This window comes from Actinospineispora eucalypti (assembly GCF_039543365.1).
Taxonomy (GTDB): Bacteria; Actinomycetota; Actinomycetes; order Mycobacteriales; family Pseudonocardiaceae; genus Pseudonocardia; species Pseudonocardia eucalypti.
The window spans coordinates 76,122-93,409 of the sequence record NZ_BAABJP010000055.1; the positions used below are offsets into that span (position 1 = coordinate 76,122).

At 72.1% G+C, this 17,288-nt stretch carries 18 protein-coding genes; 12 read left to right on the forward strand and 6 right to left on the reverse strand.

The window, feature by feature from the left end:
• Positions 1-36 precede the first annotated feature (36 nt).
• From ABEB12_RS36300 to ABEB12_RS36310, 3 genes are all read left to right on the forward strand, one after another.
• Positions 37-762, forward strand: a complete 726-nt coding sequence (locus tag ABEB12_RS36300; RefSeq protein WP_185065539.1) for a dienelactone hydrolase family protein — start codon at positions 37-39, stop codon at positions 760-762.
• 33 nt (positions 763-795) lie between these two features.
• The gene (locus ABEB12_RS36305; protein ID WP_185065540.1) at positions 796-2,202 is read left to right on the forward strand and encodes an alpha/beta fold hydrolase; all 1,407 of its coding nucleotides are present in this window, start codon (positions 796-798) and stop codon (positions 2,200-2,202) included.
• 92 nt (positions 2,203-2,294) lie between these two features.
• Positions 2,295-2,435, forward strand: a complete 141-nt coding sequence (locus ABEB12_RS36310; protein ID WP_185065541.1) for a hypothetical protein — start codon at positions 2,295-2,297, stop codon at positions 2,433-2,435.
• Positions 2,436-2,495: 60 nt separating this feature from the next.
• On the opposite strand, the gene ABEB12_RS36315 is transcribed toward ABEB12_RS36310, so the two are convergent.
• From ABEB12_RS36315 to ABEB12_RS36330, 4 genes are read right to left on the reverse strand one after another with little or no spacing between them, the layout of a single operon-like run.
• Positions 2,496-3,320 (reverse strand): serine hydrolase, encoded by an 825-nt coding sequence (locus ABEB12_RS36315; RefSeq protein ID WP_185065542.1) that lies wholly within the window; start codon positions 3,318-3,320, stop codon positions 2,496-2,498.
• Positions 3,317-4,735, reverse strand: coding sequence for a Na+/H+ antiporter NhaC family protein (locus ABEB12_RS36320; RefSeq protein ID WP_185065543.1), 1,419 nt, complete (start codon positions 4,733-4,735; stop codon positions 3,317-3,319). The genes ABEB12_RS36315 and ABEB12_RS36320 overlap by 4 nt, the downstream gene beginning before the upstream one ends.
• Before the next feature lie 54 nt (positions 4,736-4,789).
• Positions 4,790-5,728 (reverse strand): RNA polymerase sigma-70 factor, encoded by a 939-nt coding sequence (locus ABEB12_RS36325; protein ID WP_185065544.1) that lies wholly within the window; start codon positions 5,726-5,728, stop codon positions 4,790-4,792.
• 20 nt (positions 5,729-5,748) lie between these two features.
• A complete protein-coding gene (locus ABEB12_RS36330) occupies positions 5,749-6,411 on the reverse strand; it encodes an FCD domain-containing protein (RefSeq protein ID WP_185065545.1) in 663 nt (220 codons plus the stop codon).
• 66 nt (positions 6,412-6,477) lie between these two features.
• Between ABEB12_RS36330 and ABEB12_RS36335 the strand changes: the two genes are divergently transcribed.
• The 7 genes from ABEB12_RS36335 to ABEB12_RS36365 all read left to right on the forward strand — a co-directional run bounded on the left by ABEB12_RS36335 (position 6,478) and on the right by ABEB12_RS36365 (position 13,288).
• Positions 6,478-7,704 (forward strand): sarcosine oxidase subunit beta family protein, encoded by a 1,227-nt coding sequence (locus tag ABEB12_RS36335; protein ID WP_185065546.1) that lies wholly within the window; start codon positions 6,478-6,480, stop codon positions 7,702-7,704.
• Positions 7,705-7,715: 11 nt separating this feature from the next.
• Positions 7,716-7,982, forward strand: coding sequence for a sarcosine oxidase subunit delta family protein (locus ABEB12_RS36340; protein WP_185065547.1), 267 nt, complete (start codon positions 7,716-7,718; stop codon positions 7,980-7,982).
• Positions 7,979-10,684, forward strand: a complete 2,706-nt coding sequence (locus ABEB12_RS36345) for a 2Fe-2S iron-sulfur cluster-binding protein (protein WP_185065548.1) — start codon at positions 7,979-7,981, stop codon at positions 10,682-10,684. Before ABEB12_RS36340 ends, ABEB12_RS36345 begins: the two co-directional genes overlap by 4 nt.
• Positions 10,674-11,255 (forward strand): sarcosine oxidase subunit gamma family protein, encoded by a 582-nt coding sequence (locus ABEB12_RS36350; protein ID WP_185065549.1) that lies wholly within the window; start codon positions 10,674-10,676, stop codon positions 11,253-11,255. The genes ABEB12_RS36345 and ABEB12_RS36350 overlap by 11 nt, the downstream gene beginning before the upstream one ends.
• 31 nt (positions 11,256-11,286) lie before the next feature.
• Entirely contained in the window at positions 11,287-11,856 is a 570-nt protein-coding gene (locus ABEB12_RS36355) for a GNAT family N-acetyltransferase (protein ID WP_185065550.1), read from the forward strand.
• 74 nt (positions 11,857-11,930) lie between these two features.
• Positions 11,931-12,863: a DUF222 domain-containing protein gene (locus tag ABEB12_RS36360; RefSeq protein ID WP_185065551.1), complete on the forward strand. Its 933-nt coding sequence runs from the start codon at positions 11,931-11,933 to the stop codon at positions 12,861-12,863.
• A complete protein-coding gene (locus ABEB12_RS36365; protein ID WP_185065552.1) occupies positions 12,860-13,288 on the forward strand; it encodes an HNH endonuclease in 429 nt (142 codons plus the stop codon). The genes ABEB12_RS36360 and ABEB12_RS36365 overlap by 4 nt, the downstream gene beginning before the upstream one ends.
• 6 nt (positions 13,289-13,294) lie before the next feature.
• On the opposite strand, the gene ABEB12_RS36370 is transcribed toward ABEB12_RS36365, so the two are convergent.
• Positions 13,295-14,431, reverse strand: coding sequence for an SRPBCC family protein (locus ABEB12_RS36370; RefSeq protein WP_185065553.1), 1,137 nt, complete (start codon positions 14,429-14,431; stop codon positions 13,295-13,297).
• A complete protein-coding gene (locus tag ABEB12_RS36375) occupies positions 14,428-14,799 on the reverse strand; it encodes a bifunctional 3-phenylpropionate/cinnamic acid dioxygenase ferredoxin subunit (protein WP_185065554.1) in 372 nt (123 codons plus the stop codon). The genes ABEB12_RS36370 and ABEB12_RS36375 overlap by 4 nt, the downstream gene beginning before the upstream one ends.
• A 141-nt stretch (positions 14,800-14,940) precedes the next feature.
• On the opposite strand from ABEB12_RS36375, the gene ABEB12_RS36380 reads away from it, so the two are divergent.
• Positions 14,941-15,744 (forward strand): IclR family transcriptional regulator domain-containing protein, encoded by an 804-nt coding sequence (locus ABEB12_RS36380; protein ID WP_185065555.1) that lies wholly within the window; start codon positions 14,941-14,943, stop codon positions 15,742-15,744.
• A 67-nt stretch (positions 15,745-15,811) separates the two neighbouring features.
• Positions 15,812-17,284: an aldehyde dehydrogenase family protein gene (locus ABEB12_RS36385; protein WP_185065556.1), complete on the forward strand. Its 1,473-nt coding sequence runs from the start codon at positions 15,812-15,814 to the stop codon at positions 17,282-17,284.
• Positions 17,285-17,288: the final 4 nt, after the last annotated feature.

Consider the following 17,288-nt stretch of genomic DNA (forward strand, 5'->3'; position numbering starts at 1 on the left):
AGAGTCGCGGCGAGAAGATCGGAAAGGACGCCGCGAATGGTTACCGCGAGAGACATCGAGTACCGGGTGAACGGGTCCACCATGCGTGGCCGGCTCGCCCTGCCGGACGGCACCGGGCAGCGGCCGGGTGTGCTGATCGCGCACGAGGGGAACGGGCTGGACGAGTTCCAGCGCACCCGCCCGGAGCGCCTGGCCGAGCTGGGCTACGTCGCCTTCGCACTGGACTACCACGGTGACGGCCGAGTGTTCACCGACTCGGCCCAGATGCTGGCCCGGGTGGAGGTGCTGGGCAACGACCTGGACCTGGTGCGCACGCTGGGGCAGGCCGGCCTGGACGTGCTCACCGCCGAACCGCGCACCGACCCGACTCGGTTGGCCGCGATCGGTTACTGCTTCGGCGGTACCACGGTGCTCGAGCTGGCTCGCTCCGGCGCCGACCTGAAGGCGGTGGTCGGCTTCCACCCCGGCCTCCTCCCGTCCCGCCCGGCGGACAGCCCGAACATCCGGGGCAAGGTGCTGATGTGCATCGGCGCCAACGACCCGATCGTGCCGATGGCGCAGCGGGTGGCGTTCGAGGAGGACATGCGCGCGGCCGGGGTGGACTGGCGGATGAACCTCTACGGCCGCGCCGAGCACAGCTTCACCCACCCGCGGACGCCCGCGCCCGGCACGCTGCCGGGCGTCCGCTACCACCAGCCTTCGGACGAACGATCATGGCGTGCCATGATCGACCTGTTCGATGAGGTGTTCGGGGCCGGATAGAACGACCTTGCCGGCCGGGCTCCGGGGGTTCGGTTGCGTACTTGGCTCGCCGCACTGCTCGCCGTGGTGATGGCCGCGTCCGCGGCCGGCTGCTCGCGTTCCCGCCCGGCGGTCCCGGTCCTCGAGAGCCTTGCGCCGTGTGACGCCGAGGCGCTCGGCGAGATCCCGCCACCGGCCGGGGTCAGCTTCCGGTGCGGCACGCTGAACGTGCCGCTCGACCACGGACTCCTGCCCGGCCCGCGCAACAACGACGACCTGGACCTGGACGTCGCCGTGGCCGACAACCCGTCGGCGCCGCGCGGCGTGCTCGTCTGGCTGGTCGGTGGGCCGGGCTCGCCCGGGGTCCGGCTGGCCGGGGAGATCGCCTCCCAGTTCGACCCGGCGGTCATGCGGGACTACCGGCTGGTCATGTTCAGCTCGCGGGGCACCGGCTCGAACGCGTTGGACTGCGGTGACCTGCAGGCCGAGATGGGCGGCTCCGACCTGGCCGTGCCGTCCGCCGAAGCGGTGCGCGACTGCGCCGAGGGGATCGGCCCGGAGCGCCGCTTCCACAGCACCCTGGACACCGTCGCCGACCTGGACGACCTGCGCCAGGCGCTGGGCGCGCCGAAGCTCACCCTGGCCGGTGCCTCCTACGGCACCCTGGTCGCCGCCCGCTACGCGATCACCCATCCGGACCGGGTGGAGCGCCTGGTGCTGGACTCGGTGGTGCCGCACGACGGGGTGGACCCGCTCAACATCGCCGTGTTCAACCGGGCGGCCGAGGTGCTCCGCGCGGTGTGCGCCCCGGCCGGCTGTGCCACCGACCCGGCCCAGGACCTGGCCGACCAGATCCGCGCCCGGCGCAACGGCCCCGCACTGCTCGACCTGCTCAGCGACCGCACCCACGGCAAGCCCGAGCTCGCCGACCTGCCGGCGGCGCTGCGCGACGCGAACCGGGGCAACCCCGGCGCACTGGACGCCATGCTTGCCGGCCTGCGCAAAGGCTCGCCGCCGCCGGAGGAGGAGTTCAGCGCGGGGTTGCACACCGCCACCGGCTGCCAGGACATGTCCGCGCCGTGGCCCGGGCCGAACGCGCCGGTCGCCGGACGGGAGCAGGCGGCGCGCGCGGCCCTCGCGGCGCTGCCCGACCGGGTGTTCTTCCCGTTCGACCGGGACGCCGCCCTCGGGAACGGCGCCCTGGTCAGCTGCCTGTACTGGCCGGAGACCCCGACGCCGCCGTTCCCCACCGGCCGTGACCTGCCACCCGTGCCGACCCTGTTGCTCGCCGGCGAGCTGGACCTGGTCACTCCGCTCGGCTGGACGCAGGCGGAGGCCGCACGCGCCCCGAAGGGCCGGCTGGTACTGGTACCCGGCGCCGGCCACATCACCCAGGACCGCGCCAACGGCACGGTGGGACGGGATGCGGTGACCGCGTTCCTCACCGCGCCCACCCCCTGACCGGGGACCGCGCGGGCGTGCCCGGTGTCGCGCCGCTTGTGTAGGGACGCTACGGTGTAGCCCCCTCCACGAACGCTCCCCAAGGGGGTCCGATGTTCGATGAGCTCAGGGCCCGGTGGCGGGCACTGCTGAACCCGCTGCAACGAGACGACATCGGCTGGCCCCTGGACTCGGTCGACATCGAACGGGACGTCGACGAGCCGGAGCCGGTGCAGCCGCGAGCGTTCCGCTGAACGCCGCCGGTCGGTTCCGCCGAGCGTTCCGCTGAACGCCCGGGTACACATTCGGGCAGCTCAGCCGAGCCGCACCAGCTCCTGGCCACCTGTACCGACCAGTGCGCGGAGCAGCGGTCCGGCGAGCCGGTCGTGCTGGGCGTTCAGCGGCGTTCCGGTGGCGAGGTCCCTTCGGTACCGGGCGCGCGCGTCGGCGTCGGGATAGGGGAGCGCGGACATCGCCGCGACCACCAGGGTCTCCGCGTGGCCGCCCGCCTCGAGTTCGGCGATGGCCACCACGTGGGTGCGCAACCAGGCCTCGTCGGTGTGCCCGAACCAGCCGGCCTTCACCGCGACCCTGGCCGGGTCGACTCCGGCCGCCTCGGCCATCGCGGCCGGCGCGCCCATGGCCTGGTCGGTGGGCACGGCCCGCATCCAGTCGAGCACGGTGGCGGCCGCCGGGTCGCCCGGCGCGGCGGCCGCCAGTGCGCCGTAGGCGGTGACCACCTCGGCCGAGGTGACCTCCACACCGCCGAACCAGCGGGGGTCGGAACCGGCCGGCCGCCAGTGCACGCCGGTCGCTTCGGCCAGCCAGTCCAGGATGCGCGGGGGAGGCCCACCGAGCCAGATCCGGTTGGTCGCGGCGTTGTCGGACAGGGTGACGGCGCTTTCCCCGTCGACCGCCCAGCGCGCCGGGTCACGTCGGTAGGCGTCGGCGGCGTGCCCGGCCGCCCACACGAACAGTGGCTTGAGCAGCGAGGCGCACCGCAGCCGGTGCGCGCCCACCCGCGCGCCCGAGGAGCGCAGCGGCGGCCCGCCGTACTGCGGCGTACCGAAGGCCTCCGCACTCACCTGCGCCGACGCGCCGGCCGGCAGGCCCCGCAGCGCATCGCTCGGCCCGGTCACGTGTACACCGCGAGCAGGATCGCGTAGAGGACCAGCACCGGCACCAGCACCAGGTACGAGGTGAGCAGCTGCCAGCGCAGCGAGCGCGACTCGGCCAGGCCCATCTGGCCGATCATGTCGGGGTTGGGGAACGGCCCGAGCCCGTCGGTCTGCGCGGTGGACAGCAGGACCACGGTCCAGGCCGCCGGCGGTATGCCGAGCGTCGCCGCGAGCGGGCCGAACACCTGGTTCACCAGTACGACCTGCGCGGCGGCCGCGCCCGCGATCCCCAGCCAGCCGATCACGGCGACCACCACGCAGAACAGGTACGGGGCGAGGGTGGACAGCTGGAACAGTTCGGCCACCCCGTCGTACACCCCGAGGCCGTCGATCAGCGTGAACAGCACCGCGAGCAGGAAGAACAGGAAGAAGATGCCGAGCAGGCGGCTGGCTCCGGCATAGACGGCGGCGAGCAGCTCACCCACCGGGAGTCGGGCGGCGGCGCCGGTGGCCACGACCAGGATGATCAGCGCGATGGGCACGAAGGTGGCGCCCGCCTTGGTCAGCCCGCTGTACACCACCAACACGGCGAACGTGGCCAGGAACGCGGCCGCCGCGCGGCCGGAGCCGTCGGGCGGGCGCACCGTGTCGAAGTCCACCGCCCGCTCCGGCGGGTAGGCGTGTGTCTCGGCGGTGCGGCGCTGGTTCCACCGGGCGGCGAAGAAGCCGACGCCGAACATGACGGCCGCGGTCGGCCCGCCCGCCGTGAGCACGTAGTCCAGCCAGCTCACCTTGGCGGCGCCGTAGATGCTCGCGGTGATCGGCGCGAACGGGCTGAGGGTCAGTCCTGCCAGGCCGCTGAAGAAGAACATCGCGGCGGTGGCCGGCGCGGAGAACCCCAAGGCGGCGAGCAGCGGGATGACGATCGGGGCCACGATGGCCACCGAGCCGGCGAGCGTGCCCAACGCGGTGGCCAGCAGCGTGCACGCCAGCATCACGCCCAGCTGCGCGCGGGTCGGCGTGCGGACGCCCACCCGGCGCACCACGTTCACCACCAGGTAGTCGGCCACGCCGGTGCGTTTGAGTACCTCGCCGAGCCCCGCCCCGAGCAGAATGATCACCCCGAGCAGCGCGATCAGCGTGCCCATCGACTTCATCACCACGGGGCCCATTGCGGCGGGCGTGAGGTGGGCCAGTACCGCCGCCGTGACCACCGCGCCCAGCGTGGCGAGCACGATGTCCACGCCGAGCAGCGCGAGCCCGGCGTAGACCACGATCGGGATCAGCCCCCAGAGGCCCGGTCTCGCGGTGTCGACGGCCACCGCCACGCTGGCGACCAGCGCGGCGGCGTACAGCGTGCCGGCCAGCCATCGTTGCCGGCGGGACATGTCCAGGGTGTAGATGTTGCGCGCTTCGGCGGCCTGCTCGGTCGACACGGGTCCCCTCCCAGTGGCTCCTCCTGGATCTTCACACCGGTCCGGGCAAGGGCGCTACCGCGAGGAACTCCCCGGCAGCGCGCGCAGGTCCGCCAGCGGACCCAGGTGGCGGAGCTTGTCCGGGTTGATCACCGAGCGCACCGCCTGCACCCGGCCGTCCGCGATGTCCAGGGCGAGCACGTTGATCAGCTGCCCGTTCGCGTTGCGCACCAGCGCTCCGGCCTGGCCGTTGACCTCGCGCGGCTCGATGACCAGGCCGAAGTTGCGAATCGTGCGGCCGAGGTTGCCGAGCAGCTTGGCCACCTTCGACGCCCCGGCGATCGGCACGCTCCACTGCGGGGCCTTGCCGCCGCCGTCCCCGTAGACGACCACGTCGGCGGCCAGCAGCTCCACCAGCTCGTCCACCTCGCCCTCCGCGACCGCGGCGAAGAACCGGGACGCCAGCTGCTCGCGTTCGGCGCGTTCGGCCTCGAACCGGGGTTTGCCCTCGGCCAGGTGGCGGCGGGCCCGGGTGGCCAGCTGCCGGCAGTTCGCCTCGCTCTTGCCGACGATCGCCGCGATCTCGCCGTACTCGTAGTCGAACACGTCGCGCAGCAGGAACACCGCCCGTTCCACCGGACTCAACCGCTCCAGCACCAGCAGGAACGCCATGGACAGCGAGTCGGCCAGCTCGGCGTGCTCGGCCGGGTCCGCCGCGCTCTCGTCGGCCCAGGCGCCGACCCCGCCGTCGGTGAGCAGCGGCTCCGGCAGCCACTGGCCGACGTAGGACTCGCGGCGCACCCGGGCGGAGCGCAGCTGGTCGATGGCCAGCCGGGTCACGGTGGCGGAGAGGTAGGCCTTCAGGTCGTCGATCCGAGTCCCCGCGGTGACCGCCCGCTGGTGCCGCACGAACGCCTCCTGCACCAGGTCCTCGGCGTCACCGACCGAGCCCAGCATCCGGTACGCGATGGAGAACAGCAGCGGGCGCAGCGTCTCGGTGGTCTCCTCCGGCATGGCGTTCCCCCTCCGTCTGATCAGATCGCCTCGCGCACCGACTGCTCGAACTCGTCCACGTGCCGCACCGCCAGCCGATGGGCACGCTCCGGGTCGCCGGCCAGGATCGCCTCGATCAGCGGCGACATGTGACCGGTGTGGTCGACCTCGGGCAATCGCTCCAGGAACAGGTACCAGATGCGCAGCGACAGGTTGTAGTAGTGCTCCAGTGTCGCCTCGAGGTACCGGTTGTGCGCGCACGCGTAGACCGCCCGGTGGATCTCGGTGTCCAGCCGCATGCCGCCCGCCCGGTCCAGCGTTCCGGCCCGATCGCGCACGGTTTCCAGCAGCTCGGCCAGCCGTGCCCGGTCGGCGGCGGTGAGTCGCTCCGCCGCCCGCCGGGCGGCGTGCCCCTCCAGCTGCCGGCGGACGTCGGCGATCAGCCCGTGGTCGGTGATGTTCACCTCGGTGACGAAGGTGCCGCGTCGTGGGTAGATCAGTACCAGACTCTCCGCCTCGAGCCGTTTCAGCGCGTCCCGCAGGGGGGTCCGCCCGACGCCCAGCTCGGCCGACAGGCGTTCCTCGTTGATCGGTGTCCCGGGTGGCAGGCGCAACGTGACGATCATGTCGCGCAGCGCGTCGTAGGCCCGGTCGGCCAGTAGCGGGGTGCGCCCGGGAAATGAGTGGTTGACGCCGCCGGTCATGCTTCCTAGCCTAAACCACAACTGATACATCAGAAGTACTGCCAGTGAGATATTAAGCGAGGCCCGATGCCCGGAACGACCCCGACGCTGCCCGAGCAGCCGGACTGGCTGTGGCGCAACCCGGAACCGAAGCGCTCCTACGACGTGATCGTGGTCGGTGCCGGGGGACACGGCCTGGCCACCGCGTACTACCTGGCCGGCCGGCACGGCCTGACCAACGTGGCGGTGCTGGAGAAGGGCTGGTTGGCCGGCGGCAACATGGCCCGCAACACCACGATCATCCGGTCCAACTACCTCTGGGATGAGAGCGCGGCCATCTACGAGCACGCGCTCAAGCTCTGGGAGGGGTTGCCCGACGAGCTGGACTACGACTTCCTGTTCAGCCAGCGGGGCGTGCTGAACCTGGCGCACACCCCGCAGGACGTGCGGGACAGCATGCGCCGGGTGTACGCCAACCGGCTCAACGGGGTGGACAGCGAGTGGCTGGACCCCAAGGGGGCGGCCAAGGTGTGCGGGATCCTCAGCGTCTCCCCGGATGCGCGGTACCCGGTGCTCGGCGGCACCTGGCAGCCCCGCGCCGGGATCGCCAAGCACGACCACGTGGCCTGGGCGTTCGCCCGTCGCGCCGACGCGCTCGGGGTGGACCTGATCCAGGGCTGCGAGGTGACCGGTTTCCTCCGGGACGGCGAGCGCATCACCGGCGTGCGGACCACCCGGGGGCCGATCAACGCCGGCCGGGTGGGGTTGGCCGCCGCCGGGCACTCCAGCGTGCTGGCCGACCTGGCCGGGTTCCGGCTGCCGGTGCAGAGCCACCCGCTGCAGGCGCTGGTGTCCGAGCTGCTGGAACCCGTGCACCCCACCGTGGTGATGTCCAACCACGTGCACGTCTACGTCAGCCAGGCGCACAAGGGCGAGCTGGTGATGGGCGCCGGCATCGACCCGTACAACTCGTACGCCCAGCGCGGCTCGGTGCACGTCATCGAGCAGCAGATGGCCGCCGCCGTCGAGCTGTTCCCGGTCTTCAGCCGGGCCCGCATGATCCGGTCCTGGGCGGGCATCGTGGACGTCACGCCGGACGCCTCACCGATCATCGGCCCGACCCCGGCGGAGAACCTGTTCGTCAACTGCGGCTGGGGCACCGGGGGCTTCAAGGCCACCCCAGCCGCCGGCTGGGTGTTCGCGCACCTGCTCGCGCACGGGTCACCCGAGGCGCTGGCCGCGCCGTTCGGCCTCGACCGCTTCACCACCGGCGCACTGATCGACGAGCACGGCGCCGCCGCCGTCGCGCACTGAAAGGGCTTCGCATGTTGTTGATCAGCTGTCCGTGGTGCGGGCCGCGTGAGGAGACCGAGTTCCACTACGGCGGGCAGGCGCACGTGCCGTACCCGGAGGCCCCGTTGGAGACCTCGGACGCGGAGTGGGGCGAGTACCTGTTCGTGAGGGACAACCCGAAGGGGCCGTTCGCCGAGCGCTGGGTGCACTCGGTCGGCTGCCGCCGCTGGTTCAACGTTCAGCGGAACACCGCGACCGACGAGGTGCTCGCCATCTACCGGCAGGGTGAGCGGCCGTGACCCGCCTCCCGGAGGGCGGCCGGATCGACCGCTCGCGGCCGCTGCGCTTCACCCTGGACGGCGCCCCGCTCACGGGTTTCGCCGGCGACACCGTGGCCTCGGCGATGATCGCCAACGGGTTGCTCGAGGTCGCCCCCTCGATCTACCGGATGCGCCCGCGCGGGATCTTCAGCGCCGGCGTGGAGGAACCGAACGCGCTGGTCCGGGTGGCCGGACCGTGCGCGGACCCGATGCTGCCCGCCACCACGGTGGAGCTTTACGACGGGCTGCGGGCGGAGACCCTGTCCGGGGTGGGCCGGCTGGACCCGAACCCCGACCCGGACGTGTACGACAAGAAGTACACCCACGTCGACGTGCTGGTCATCGGGGGCGGCCCGGCGGGAGTCGCCGCCGCGGTGGAGGCCTCGGCGGACGGCGCGCGAGTGCTTCTGCTGGACGACCAGCCCGAGCTGGGCGGCGGATTGCTCGCCGACTCCGACCAGGCCGCGCTGGACCGGCTGGCCGAGGCGACCGAAACCCTCGCCGCCCGGCCGGAGGTGCGGGTGCTCACCCGGACCACCGCGCTGCGCCGGGACGGCGGATACGTGCTGGCGGTCGAGCGGCGGAGCCTGCGTTCCGCTGAACGCTCGGGCCCGCTCGGGCGTGTGTCCAGGCAGCGGCTGTGGCACATCAGGGCCGGCCGGGTGGTGCTGGCCACCGGGGCGCACGAGCGGCCGGTCGCGTTCGCGGACAACGACCGGCCCGGGGTGATGCTGGCCGGCGCCGTGCGCGCGTACGTGAACCGCTATGCGGCCCTTCCCGGCAGTCGAGCGGTGGTGTTCACGACCAACGACAGTGCCTACCACACGGCGTTCGACCTGGTCGCGGCCGGCGCCGAGGTCGCGGCGCTGGTCGACGCGCGGCCGGAACCGCCGGCCGAACTGGTCGAACGGGCCCGCGCCGAGGGCATCCCGGTGCGCCACGGGCTGATCGTGGGCACCGAAGGGGAGCGGCGGATCACCGCCGTGCGGCTGGACGACGGCGACTCGGTGGCCTGCGATCTGCTGGCCGTCTCGGGCGGCTGGAACCCCACCGTCGCGCTGCTCGCCCGTGCTCCGGGAGACCTGCGCTGGGACGCCCGGCTCGCGGCGTACGTGCCGGCCGGCGAGCACGCCGGCCTGACCGTGGTGGGAGCGGCCGCCGGGGAGATCGACCCGGCCGGCGAAACTCCGGTCTGGGCGGTGCCGGGCGAGCCCGGTAACCAGTTCGTGGACCTGCAACGCGACGCCACGGTGGCGGACATCCGGCGCGCGGTCGGGGCGGGCATGCGCTCGCCCGAGCACGTCAAGCGGTACACCACGATCGGCACCGGCGCCGACCAGGGCCGCACGTCCGGGGTGCTGGCCAACGGTGTGATCGCGGCCGAGCTCGGCCTGGGCTCGCCCGGCGAGCTGGGCGTCACCACCTTCCGCCCGCCGTACGTGCCGGTGTCGTTCGGCCTGCTCGCCGGGCAGGACCGGGGCGACCTGCTCGACCCGGTCCGGGTCACCTCGATCCACCCGTGGCACGCGGCGCACACGTCCGCGTTCGAGAACGTCGGCCAGTGGAAACGGCCGTGGTACTACCCACAACTCGGCGAGGACATGCACGCTGCCGTGCTGCGCGAGTGCGCCGCCGCGCGCACCGGGGTGGCCATGATGGACGCGTCCACCCTGGGCAAGATCGACGTGATCGGCCCGGACGCCGGCGAGTTCCTGAACCGCATCTACACCAACGCGTTCGCCAAGCTGAAGGTCGGATCCGCCCGCTACGGGATCATGTGCAAGGCCGACGGCATGGTGTTCGACGACGGCGTGGTGATCAGGCTGGCCGAGGACCACTACTACCTGACCACCACCACCGGGGGCGCCGCCGCCGTGCTGGACTGGCTGGAGGAGTGGCTGCAGACCGAGTGGCCGGAGCTGGACGTCACCTGCACCTCGGTCACCGAGCAGTGGGCCACCATCGCCGTGGTCGGCCCGCGTTCGCGCGCCGTGGTCGCGGCAGTGGCGCCCGCGCTGGACCGCGGCAACGAGGCGTTCCCGTTCATGACCGTGCGGCACACCGAGCTGGCCGGAGACGCCGAGGGCATCCCGGCGCGGATCGCCAGGGTGTCCTTCTCCGGTGAGCTGGCCTTCGAGGTCAACGTGGCCAGCTGGCACGGGCCGGCCACCTGGGAGGCGTTGCTGGCGGCCGGCGCGGACCACGGGATCACTCCCTACGGCACGGAGACCATGCACGTGCTGCGCGCGGAGAAGGGCTTCCCGATCGTCGGCCAGGACACCGACGGCACGGTCACGCCCGTGGACCTGGGCATGAGCTGGATCGTGTCCACCAAGAAGGACTTCGTCGGCCGCCGCTCGCTGGCTCGCCCCGACACCGCGCGCGCCGACCGCAAGCACCTGGTCGGGTTGCTGCCCACCGACCCGGCCGAGTTGCTCCCGGAGGGTGCGCAGCTGGTCGCGCCGGGGGTTTCGATGACCCCGCCGGTGCCCATGCTCGGCCACGTGACGTCCAGCTACCACAGCGCCGCGCTGCGTCGCACGTTCGCATTGGCCCTGGTCAAGGACGGGCGGAACCGCATGGGGGAGACGGTGCTCGCCCCGCTCGGCGACCGGACCATCACCGCCACGGTGACCGAGCCGGTGTTCTACGACCCCGAGGGAGCCCGCCGTGACGGCTGACCAACTACGCCGCGCCCCGCTGGACGGCCTGCGCCGGGACTACCCGGGCGTCCGGCTCACGGAGGTGCCCTTCCGTGCGGCGGTGAACCTGCGGGCGGATCCGACATCGTCATCCGTGCCGTCATCCGTGCCGTCATCCGTGTCGTCGTCCGTGTCGGAGCTGCTCGGCGGCCAACCGCCGACCGAACCGAACACGGAGACCGTGCTCGGGGACTGGTCCGTGCTCTGGCTCGGCCCCGACGAATGGCTGCTGCTCGGGCCGGACGGGGCGGCGCCCGGCCTGGTCGATCGGCTGCGCGCCTCGGGTATCCCGGCGGTCGACGTGTCCGCGAACCGGACGACGATCGAGCTGACCGGTGAGCACGCCCGGGACCTCCTGGAGTCCGGCTGCGCCCTCGACCTGCATCCGCGCGCGTTCGCTCCCGGCCGGTGCGCGCAGACCATGGTGGCCAAGGCCCAGGTGATACTGCGGCAGACCGGCGAGCAGGGCTACGAGCTGCTGGTCCGCGGTTCCTTCGCCGGGTATCTGGCGACGTGGCTGGACGACGCCGCCCAGGAGTACGTCACCTAGCGTCCGTTGTGTCGCGCAGTACGGTCGGCCAGTGAGTTTCGCCGTCCGCCCCGCGACGTCCTTCGCCGACGTGGCCACCATCCTGGGCCCCAAGAAGCCGACGGCCTCGGTGTGCTGGTGCCTGAGCCACCGGGTCGACGCGAAGACCAACAGGTCGCTGGCCGGCCCCGCGCGCGGTGAGTACGTGAGGGAACTGATGCGGCGGCCGGTCCCCCCGGGCGTGCTCGCCTACGACGGCGTGGACGTGGTGGGCTGGGCGGCGGTGGCGCCGAGGGCGGATCTGCCGTTCGCGCGCTCGCGCAAGATCCCGCACGTCGACGACCTGCCGGTGTGGTCGGTGTGGTGCTTCCGGGTCCGGGCCGGGCACCGCGGTCGCGGCATCGCCCACGCGCTGCTGGACGGTGCGGTCGACTTCGCCCGTGAGCACGGCGCGCCGGCGATCGAGGGCTACCCGGTCGACAACCAGGGCCGGAAGGTCGACCTGACGATGGCCTACGTCGGCACGCGCGGGCTCTTCGACGCCGCCGGTTTCACGCTCGCCAGCCGCACCGACTCGGTGTCCGGCGGCTTCCTGCGGGTGATCATGCGCCGGACGCTCTGAGCTCCGGCGGCAAAGTGTCGGACCTCGGCGCTATCTTGCGAACAATTGTTCGAATAGCGTGTGGAGGTGGCGACATGAGCCTGAGCACCGCGCAAGTGGCCGGCACGAGGTCGGGCGCATCCCCGCCGGCCGGGCTTTCCACGCCGGAGCTGGAGTCCGAGTTGCTCACATTGGCCGGTCATCTGGCGGCCGCGCACTGTCGGTGGTTGCTGTTGCTGGCCGAGTTCGACGGCCGCGAGGCCTGGGCCGGACCGGGCCTGCGGTCGTGTGCCCACTGGCTTTCCTGGCGCGCCGGGATGAACCTGCGCACCGCGCACGACCAGGTGCGGGTGGCCAAGGCGCTGCCTTCCCTGCCGCTCATTACGGCGGCGTTCGGCGCCGGGCGGATCTCGTACTCGAAGGTCAGGGCGATCACCCGCATTGCCACCCCGGCCAACGAGCGGGAGTTGCTCGACCTCGCCCTCGCGGGCACGGCCAGCCACGTCGAGCGGGTGGTCCGGCTGACCAGGCAGGTGCAGGCTGATCCGGACGAGGTGGCCGCGCATCGCGCTGTGAGCTGGACCTGGCAGGACGACGGGTCGCTGCGGCTGTCGGCGCGTCTGACGGCGGAGCAGGGCGCGCTCCTGGTCGCCGCGCTGGAGCGGCGGGTGCCCAGGCCGGACCCGCTGACCTCGTCGGCCGCCGGTCCGGTCGCCGAGGAGCGTTCAGCGGAACGCGGCGAGGAGCCGCTCCGTGCGGGTGACGGCGCGACCCAACCTGTGGTGTCACTCGAGTCCCTGGCTGCCCGGCGCGCCGACGCGCTGGTGGAGCTGGTGGCCGGGGCTGAGAAGCCGAAGGCGCGCCTGGTGGTGCACCTGAACGCGGAAACCGGCACGGCGGCCATCGAGAACGGGCCGGCCCTTCCGGCGGAGACGGTCGGGCAGCTGTGCTGTGCCGGTGAGGCTCGGGCGCTGGTCAGCGACAAGCGGGGTACCCGCTCTACCTCGGTCGTACGCATCGGCTGGTGAAGAAGAAGCTGATGAACGTGTTGCTGCACCGTGACCAGCATCGATGCCGGTTCCCGGGGTGCACGGCCAGCCGCGGTTTGGAGGCGCACCACATACGGTTCTGGCTGCACGGCGGTCGCACCGACGTCACCAACCTGCTGGTGTTGTGCGAGCGCCACCACCGGCTGGTGCACAAGCGAGGCTTCCGGATCACCGGGACGGCCACCGAGCCGCGTTTCTACCAGCCCGGTGGCATCCTGATCCCGGAGGCGGGCCCGCCGACGGAAGGTACTGCCACGGCGCTCAACTCGATAAACGCCGCCCTGGTGATCGACGAGAACAGCCTCACGCCCACCTGGGGCGGCGAACGCCTCGATCCGACGCCGTTACTGCTCCGGTTGCTTCCCGAGCCGGCGCCGCCCCAGCCGGCCGATGAAGCCGCCTGACCTGGCTCAGACCGGGTCGATGCGGGCGCTGACCCAGTCGTGGAAGGCGCCGATGTGGTGTTCGCTGGGTACCAGGACGCCGCCCCCGGCGTAGCCCCGCGACGCCATCGCCGGCTGGCAGCGCTCGCACGCCTCGAAGTCCTGCTGGTTCACCCGGTGGAACAGCTCCACCGAGCTGGTCAGGTCGGCGCTGCCGGCGATCACCTCGGGCGCGTACAGCCAGTCGCACTCGATCACCGTGCGGTCCACCGCCATCGGGTACATCCGATGGAAGATCACGTGATCGGGCACCAGGTTGATGAACACCTGGGGGTTGACCGTGATCGCGTAGTAGCGGCGGTCGTGCTCCTCGGTGACGCCGGAGAGGCGGTCGAAGCCGGCCGAGCCGTCGACGGTGAAGCCCCGGGCGCCGTCGGCGAAGGCCGCGCCGTGGCCGACGAAGTACTGCGCCGCGAAGCCGTCGGCGAACTCGGGCAGCACCTCGGTGAGCTCGGGGTGGATCGTCGCGCAGTGGTAGCACTCCATGAAGTTCTCGACGATGAGCTTCCAGTTGGCCCGCACGTCGTAGACGATCCGTTTGCCCAGCTCGAGCCGGTCGAGATCCCAGTGGTCGATGGCCTCTGTCGAACCGAGGCGGGCCGTGACCGCGCCCGTCACCGTGTCCTCGAAGGACGGGGGCACGGGGGCCAGGCACACCCAGGCGGTGCCCAGCCACTCGCGCAGTGCCACCCGGTGCAGGCCGTACTCGGCGCGGTCCACGTCGGCCATCTCGGCCAGGTTGGGAGCCGCGACGAGCTTGCCGTCGAGGCCGTACGACCAGGCGTGGTACGGGCAGCGCAGTGCGTTGCGGACCTGGCCGGCCGGCTCGGTGCACAGCTGGGCGCCCCGGTGCCGGCACAGGTTCAGGAACGCACCCAGCTGGCCTCGCCGGTCCCGGACCAGCAGGACACTCTCCCGGCCCACGGTCACCGTGCGGAAGGTGCCCGGGGTGGCCAGCTCGCCGGTGCGGGCGGCGGCGAACCAGCATTGCTCGAAGATCTCGGCCTGCTCGCGGGCGAAGATCTCCGGCGCGGCGTAGTAACTCCCCGGCAGCGTGGCGCGCAGGCTGGCCGAGTGGGTGCGGTCCGGGCCGGTGAGGGTCACGCGACGCCGATCTCCGGGTCCCCGGCGGGGGTCCAGGCGGGCGCGCCTTCGGTGGCCGGTCGCACGTAGACCTGGCCGTCGGCGACCACCACCTGGTGGGTGCGCACCGGCTTCCTGATCAGCGGGCTGTCCGACTCGCCGGTGCGCAGGTCGAAGCAGGCGGCGTGCAGCGGGCATTCCACCCGGCAGTCTTCCACCCAGCCGTCGGCCAGCGAGGCCTTCTGGTGCGTGCAGGTGTCATCGATCGCGTACACCGTGTCGCCCGGGCCGCCATCCGACTCCACACGAAAGACCGCGATCGGGACGTCCGCCATCACGCGGACCGCCTCGCCGAGCGGGATGGCGGCGAGTGCACCCACATGGATCATCGGCAACCTCTCAGTCTCGTGCCGGTCATTGTTTCGTAATGCGAAACGTGCTGTACTATCCGAAACAAGCATGCCTGGACGGTCGAGACGACGTCAATGGGGTGCGCGGGAATCGGTGCGCAGAATGTTTAGAGTTGCGTTATGAACAACACGAAGCCGGGGAAACGCGGCGATGCGGAGGCGTCCGGCACTCAGGTCCAGTCGGTGGACCGGGCGTTGACCATCCTCGAGTACCTGGCGCAGCACGGCAGTTCGGGGGTGACCGAGATCGCCAGGAGCCTGGACGTGCACAAGTCGACGGCGTTCCGTCTGGTCACCGCGCTGGAGAACCGCCAGCTGGTGGAGCAGGAGGAGGAGCGCGGCAAGTACCGCCTCGGCTTCGGGCTGATCAGGCTGGCCGGCGCGACGAGCGCGCAGCTGGACCTGACCAAGGAGGGCCGCCCGGTCTGTGTGCGGCTGGCCGGCGAGTTCGGTGAGACGGTGAACATCGCGCTGCTGGACTCCGGGTCGGCGGTCAACATCACCCAGGAACACGGCGCCAGCGTGGTGGGCACGCGCAACTGGTTGGGCAAGCGGACCCCGCTGCACGCCACCTCCAGCGGCAAGGTGCTGCTCGCGTGGGCACCCGACGGGACCACCGCCGAGCTGATGCGCGACGGGCTCGAGGTGTACACCGAACGCACGGTCACCGACGGCACCGCCCTGTTCGCCGAGCTGGACGAGGTACGGGACCGGGGCTGGGCCAGCTGCAGCGAGGAGCTGGAGCTTGGGCTGAACTCGGTGGCCGCGCCGATCTTCGGTGCGGACGGCGAGGTGGTGGCCGCGGTGAGCGTGTCCGGCCCGTCCTACCGGCTCACCACGGAGGACTTCGGCGAGGTGGCCGTGCGGCTGCTGGCCGGGGCGAGCGAGATCAGCACTCGGGTGGGCTATTTCCCGAGGACGTGAACCTGGCCAGGATGCGCTGAGCGGTGCAAAGTGTCCTGGGTCACACCCACGACGAGGGGGTTGAAAGGTGCCGAGCCTGTACATCGACGGGGCCTGGACCGAGGGCGCCGGGCAACCCGCCGCCTTTGACGTGATCAACCCGTTCGACCAGAGTGTGGTCCGCACCGTGGACCAGGCCGGGGAACGGGACGTGCATGCCGCAGTGAGTGCCGCCCGGGCCGCGTTCACCGGCGGTGAGTGGCCGGGCCGCTCGGCGGTCGAGCGCGGCGCACTGCTCACCCGGGTGGCCGAGCTGCTGGTCCGGGACAAGGAGAGCATCGCCCGCACGGAGACCCTGGACACCGGCAAGACCCTGGCGGAGAGCCGGATCGACGTGGACGACGTGGTCGCGGTGTTCCGCTACTACGCCGCGCTGGCCGGCCAGGACGCCGGGCGGGTCGTGGACACCGGCAACCCGACCGTGCTGAGCCGGATCAGCTACGAACCGGTCGGCGTGTGCGCACTGATCACCCCCTGGAACTACCCGCTGCTGCAGCTGTCCTGGAAGGTCGCGCCCGCGCTGGCCGCCGGGAACACCGTGGTGATCAAGCCCAGCGAGGTGACGCCGCTCAGCTCGATCAAGCTGGTGGCCCTGCTGGAGGAGGCCGGCGCGCCGCGCGGCGTGGTGAACCTGCTGCTCGGCGACGGTCCGTCGGCGGGCGCGCCGCTGGTCTCGCATCCCGGGGTGGACATGGTCTCGTTCACCGGCGGGCTGGCCACCGGGCAGGCGATCATCCGGGCCAGCGCGGACACGGTGAAGAAGCTGGCCGTGGAGCTGGGCGGGAAGAACCCGAACATCGTGTTCGACGACGTGGACCTGGACACCGCGGTGGACTACGCGCTGACCGCCGTGTTCCTGCACTCCGGGCAGGTGTGCTCGGCCGGTGCCCGGCTGATCCTGCACGACGCCATCCACGACGAGTTCGTCGCCGAGCTGGCCGCCCGGGCGGAACGGATCCGGCTGGGCAACGGGCTCGACCCGGACAGCGAGGTCGGGCCGCTGGTCTCGGCGGCGCACCTGGCCAAGGTGGAGGCCTACGTGGCCTCGGCGGTCGACGAGGGCGCGCGCCTGCTGACCGGCGGGCACCGGCCGGACGACCCGGCGCTGGCCAAGGGCTTCTTCTACCGGCCGACGGTGTTCACCGAGTGCCGGCGGGACATGCGGGTCATCCGGGAGGAGACGTTCGGGCCGATCCTCACCGTCGAGCGCTTCACCGACGAAGCGCGGGCCGTCGAGCTGGGCAACGACACCGAGTACGGCCTGGCCGGCGCGGTGTGGACCAACGACATCGGCCGGGCGCACCGGGTGTCCGCCGCGCTGCGGCACGGCACGGTGTGGATCAACGACTACCACCCGTACGTCCCGGGGGCCGAGTGGGGCGGGTTCAAGCGCTCCGGGAACGGCCGCGAGCTGGGGCCGACCGGCCTGGCCGAGTACCGGGAGGCCAAGCACATCTGGCACAACACGGCGCCGGCGCCGATGCGGTGGTTCAAGGGCTGAGTCT

Excerpts from the sequence above, each read along its gene's own strand:
- ABEB12_RS36360 (WP_185065551.1), top strand. The coding sequence starts at position 11,931 with ATGAGCCTGAGCACCGCGCAAGTGGCCGGCACGAGGTCGGGCGCATCC.
- ABEB12_RS36375 (WP_185065554.1), bottom strand. The coding sequence starts at position 14,799 with ATGATCCATGTGGGTGCACTCGCCGCCATCCCGCTCGGCGAGGCGGTC.
- ABEB12_RS36335 (WP_185065546.1), top strand. The coding sequence starts at position 6,478 with ATGCCCGGAACGACCCCGACGCTGCCCGAGCAGCCGGACTGGCTGTGG.
- ABEB12_RS36325 (WP_185065544.1), bottom strand. The coding sequence starts at position 5,728 with ATGCCGGAGGAGACCACCGAGACGCTGCGCCCGCTGCTGTTCTCCATC.
- ABEB12_RS36330 (WP_185065545.1), bottom strand. The coding sequence starts at position 6,411 with ATGACCGGCGGCGTCAACCACTCATTTCCCGGGCGCACCCCGCTACTG.
- ABEB12_RS36310 (WP_185065541.1), top strand. The coding sequence starts at position 2,295 with ATGTTCGATGAGCTCAGGGCCCGGTGGCGGGCACTGCTGAACCCGCTG.
- ABEB12_RS36380 (WP_185065555.1), top strand. The coding sequence starts at position 14,941 with ATGAACAACACGAAGCCGGGGAAACGCGGCGATGCGGAGGCGTCCGGC.
- ABEB12_RS36340 (WP_185065547.1), top strand. The coding sequence starts at position 7,716 with ATGTTGTTGATCAGCTGTCCGTGGTGCGGGCCGCGTGAGGAGACCGAG.
- ABEB12_RS36300 (WP_185065539.1), top strand. The coding sequence starts at position 37 with ATGGTTACCGCGAGAGACATCGAGTACCGGGTGAACGGGTCCACCATG.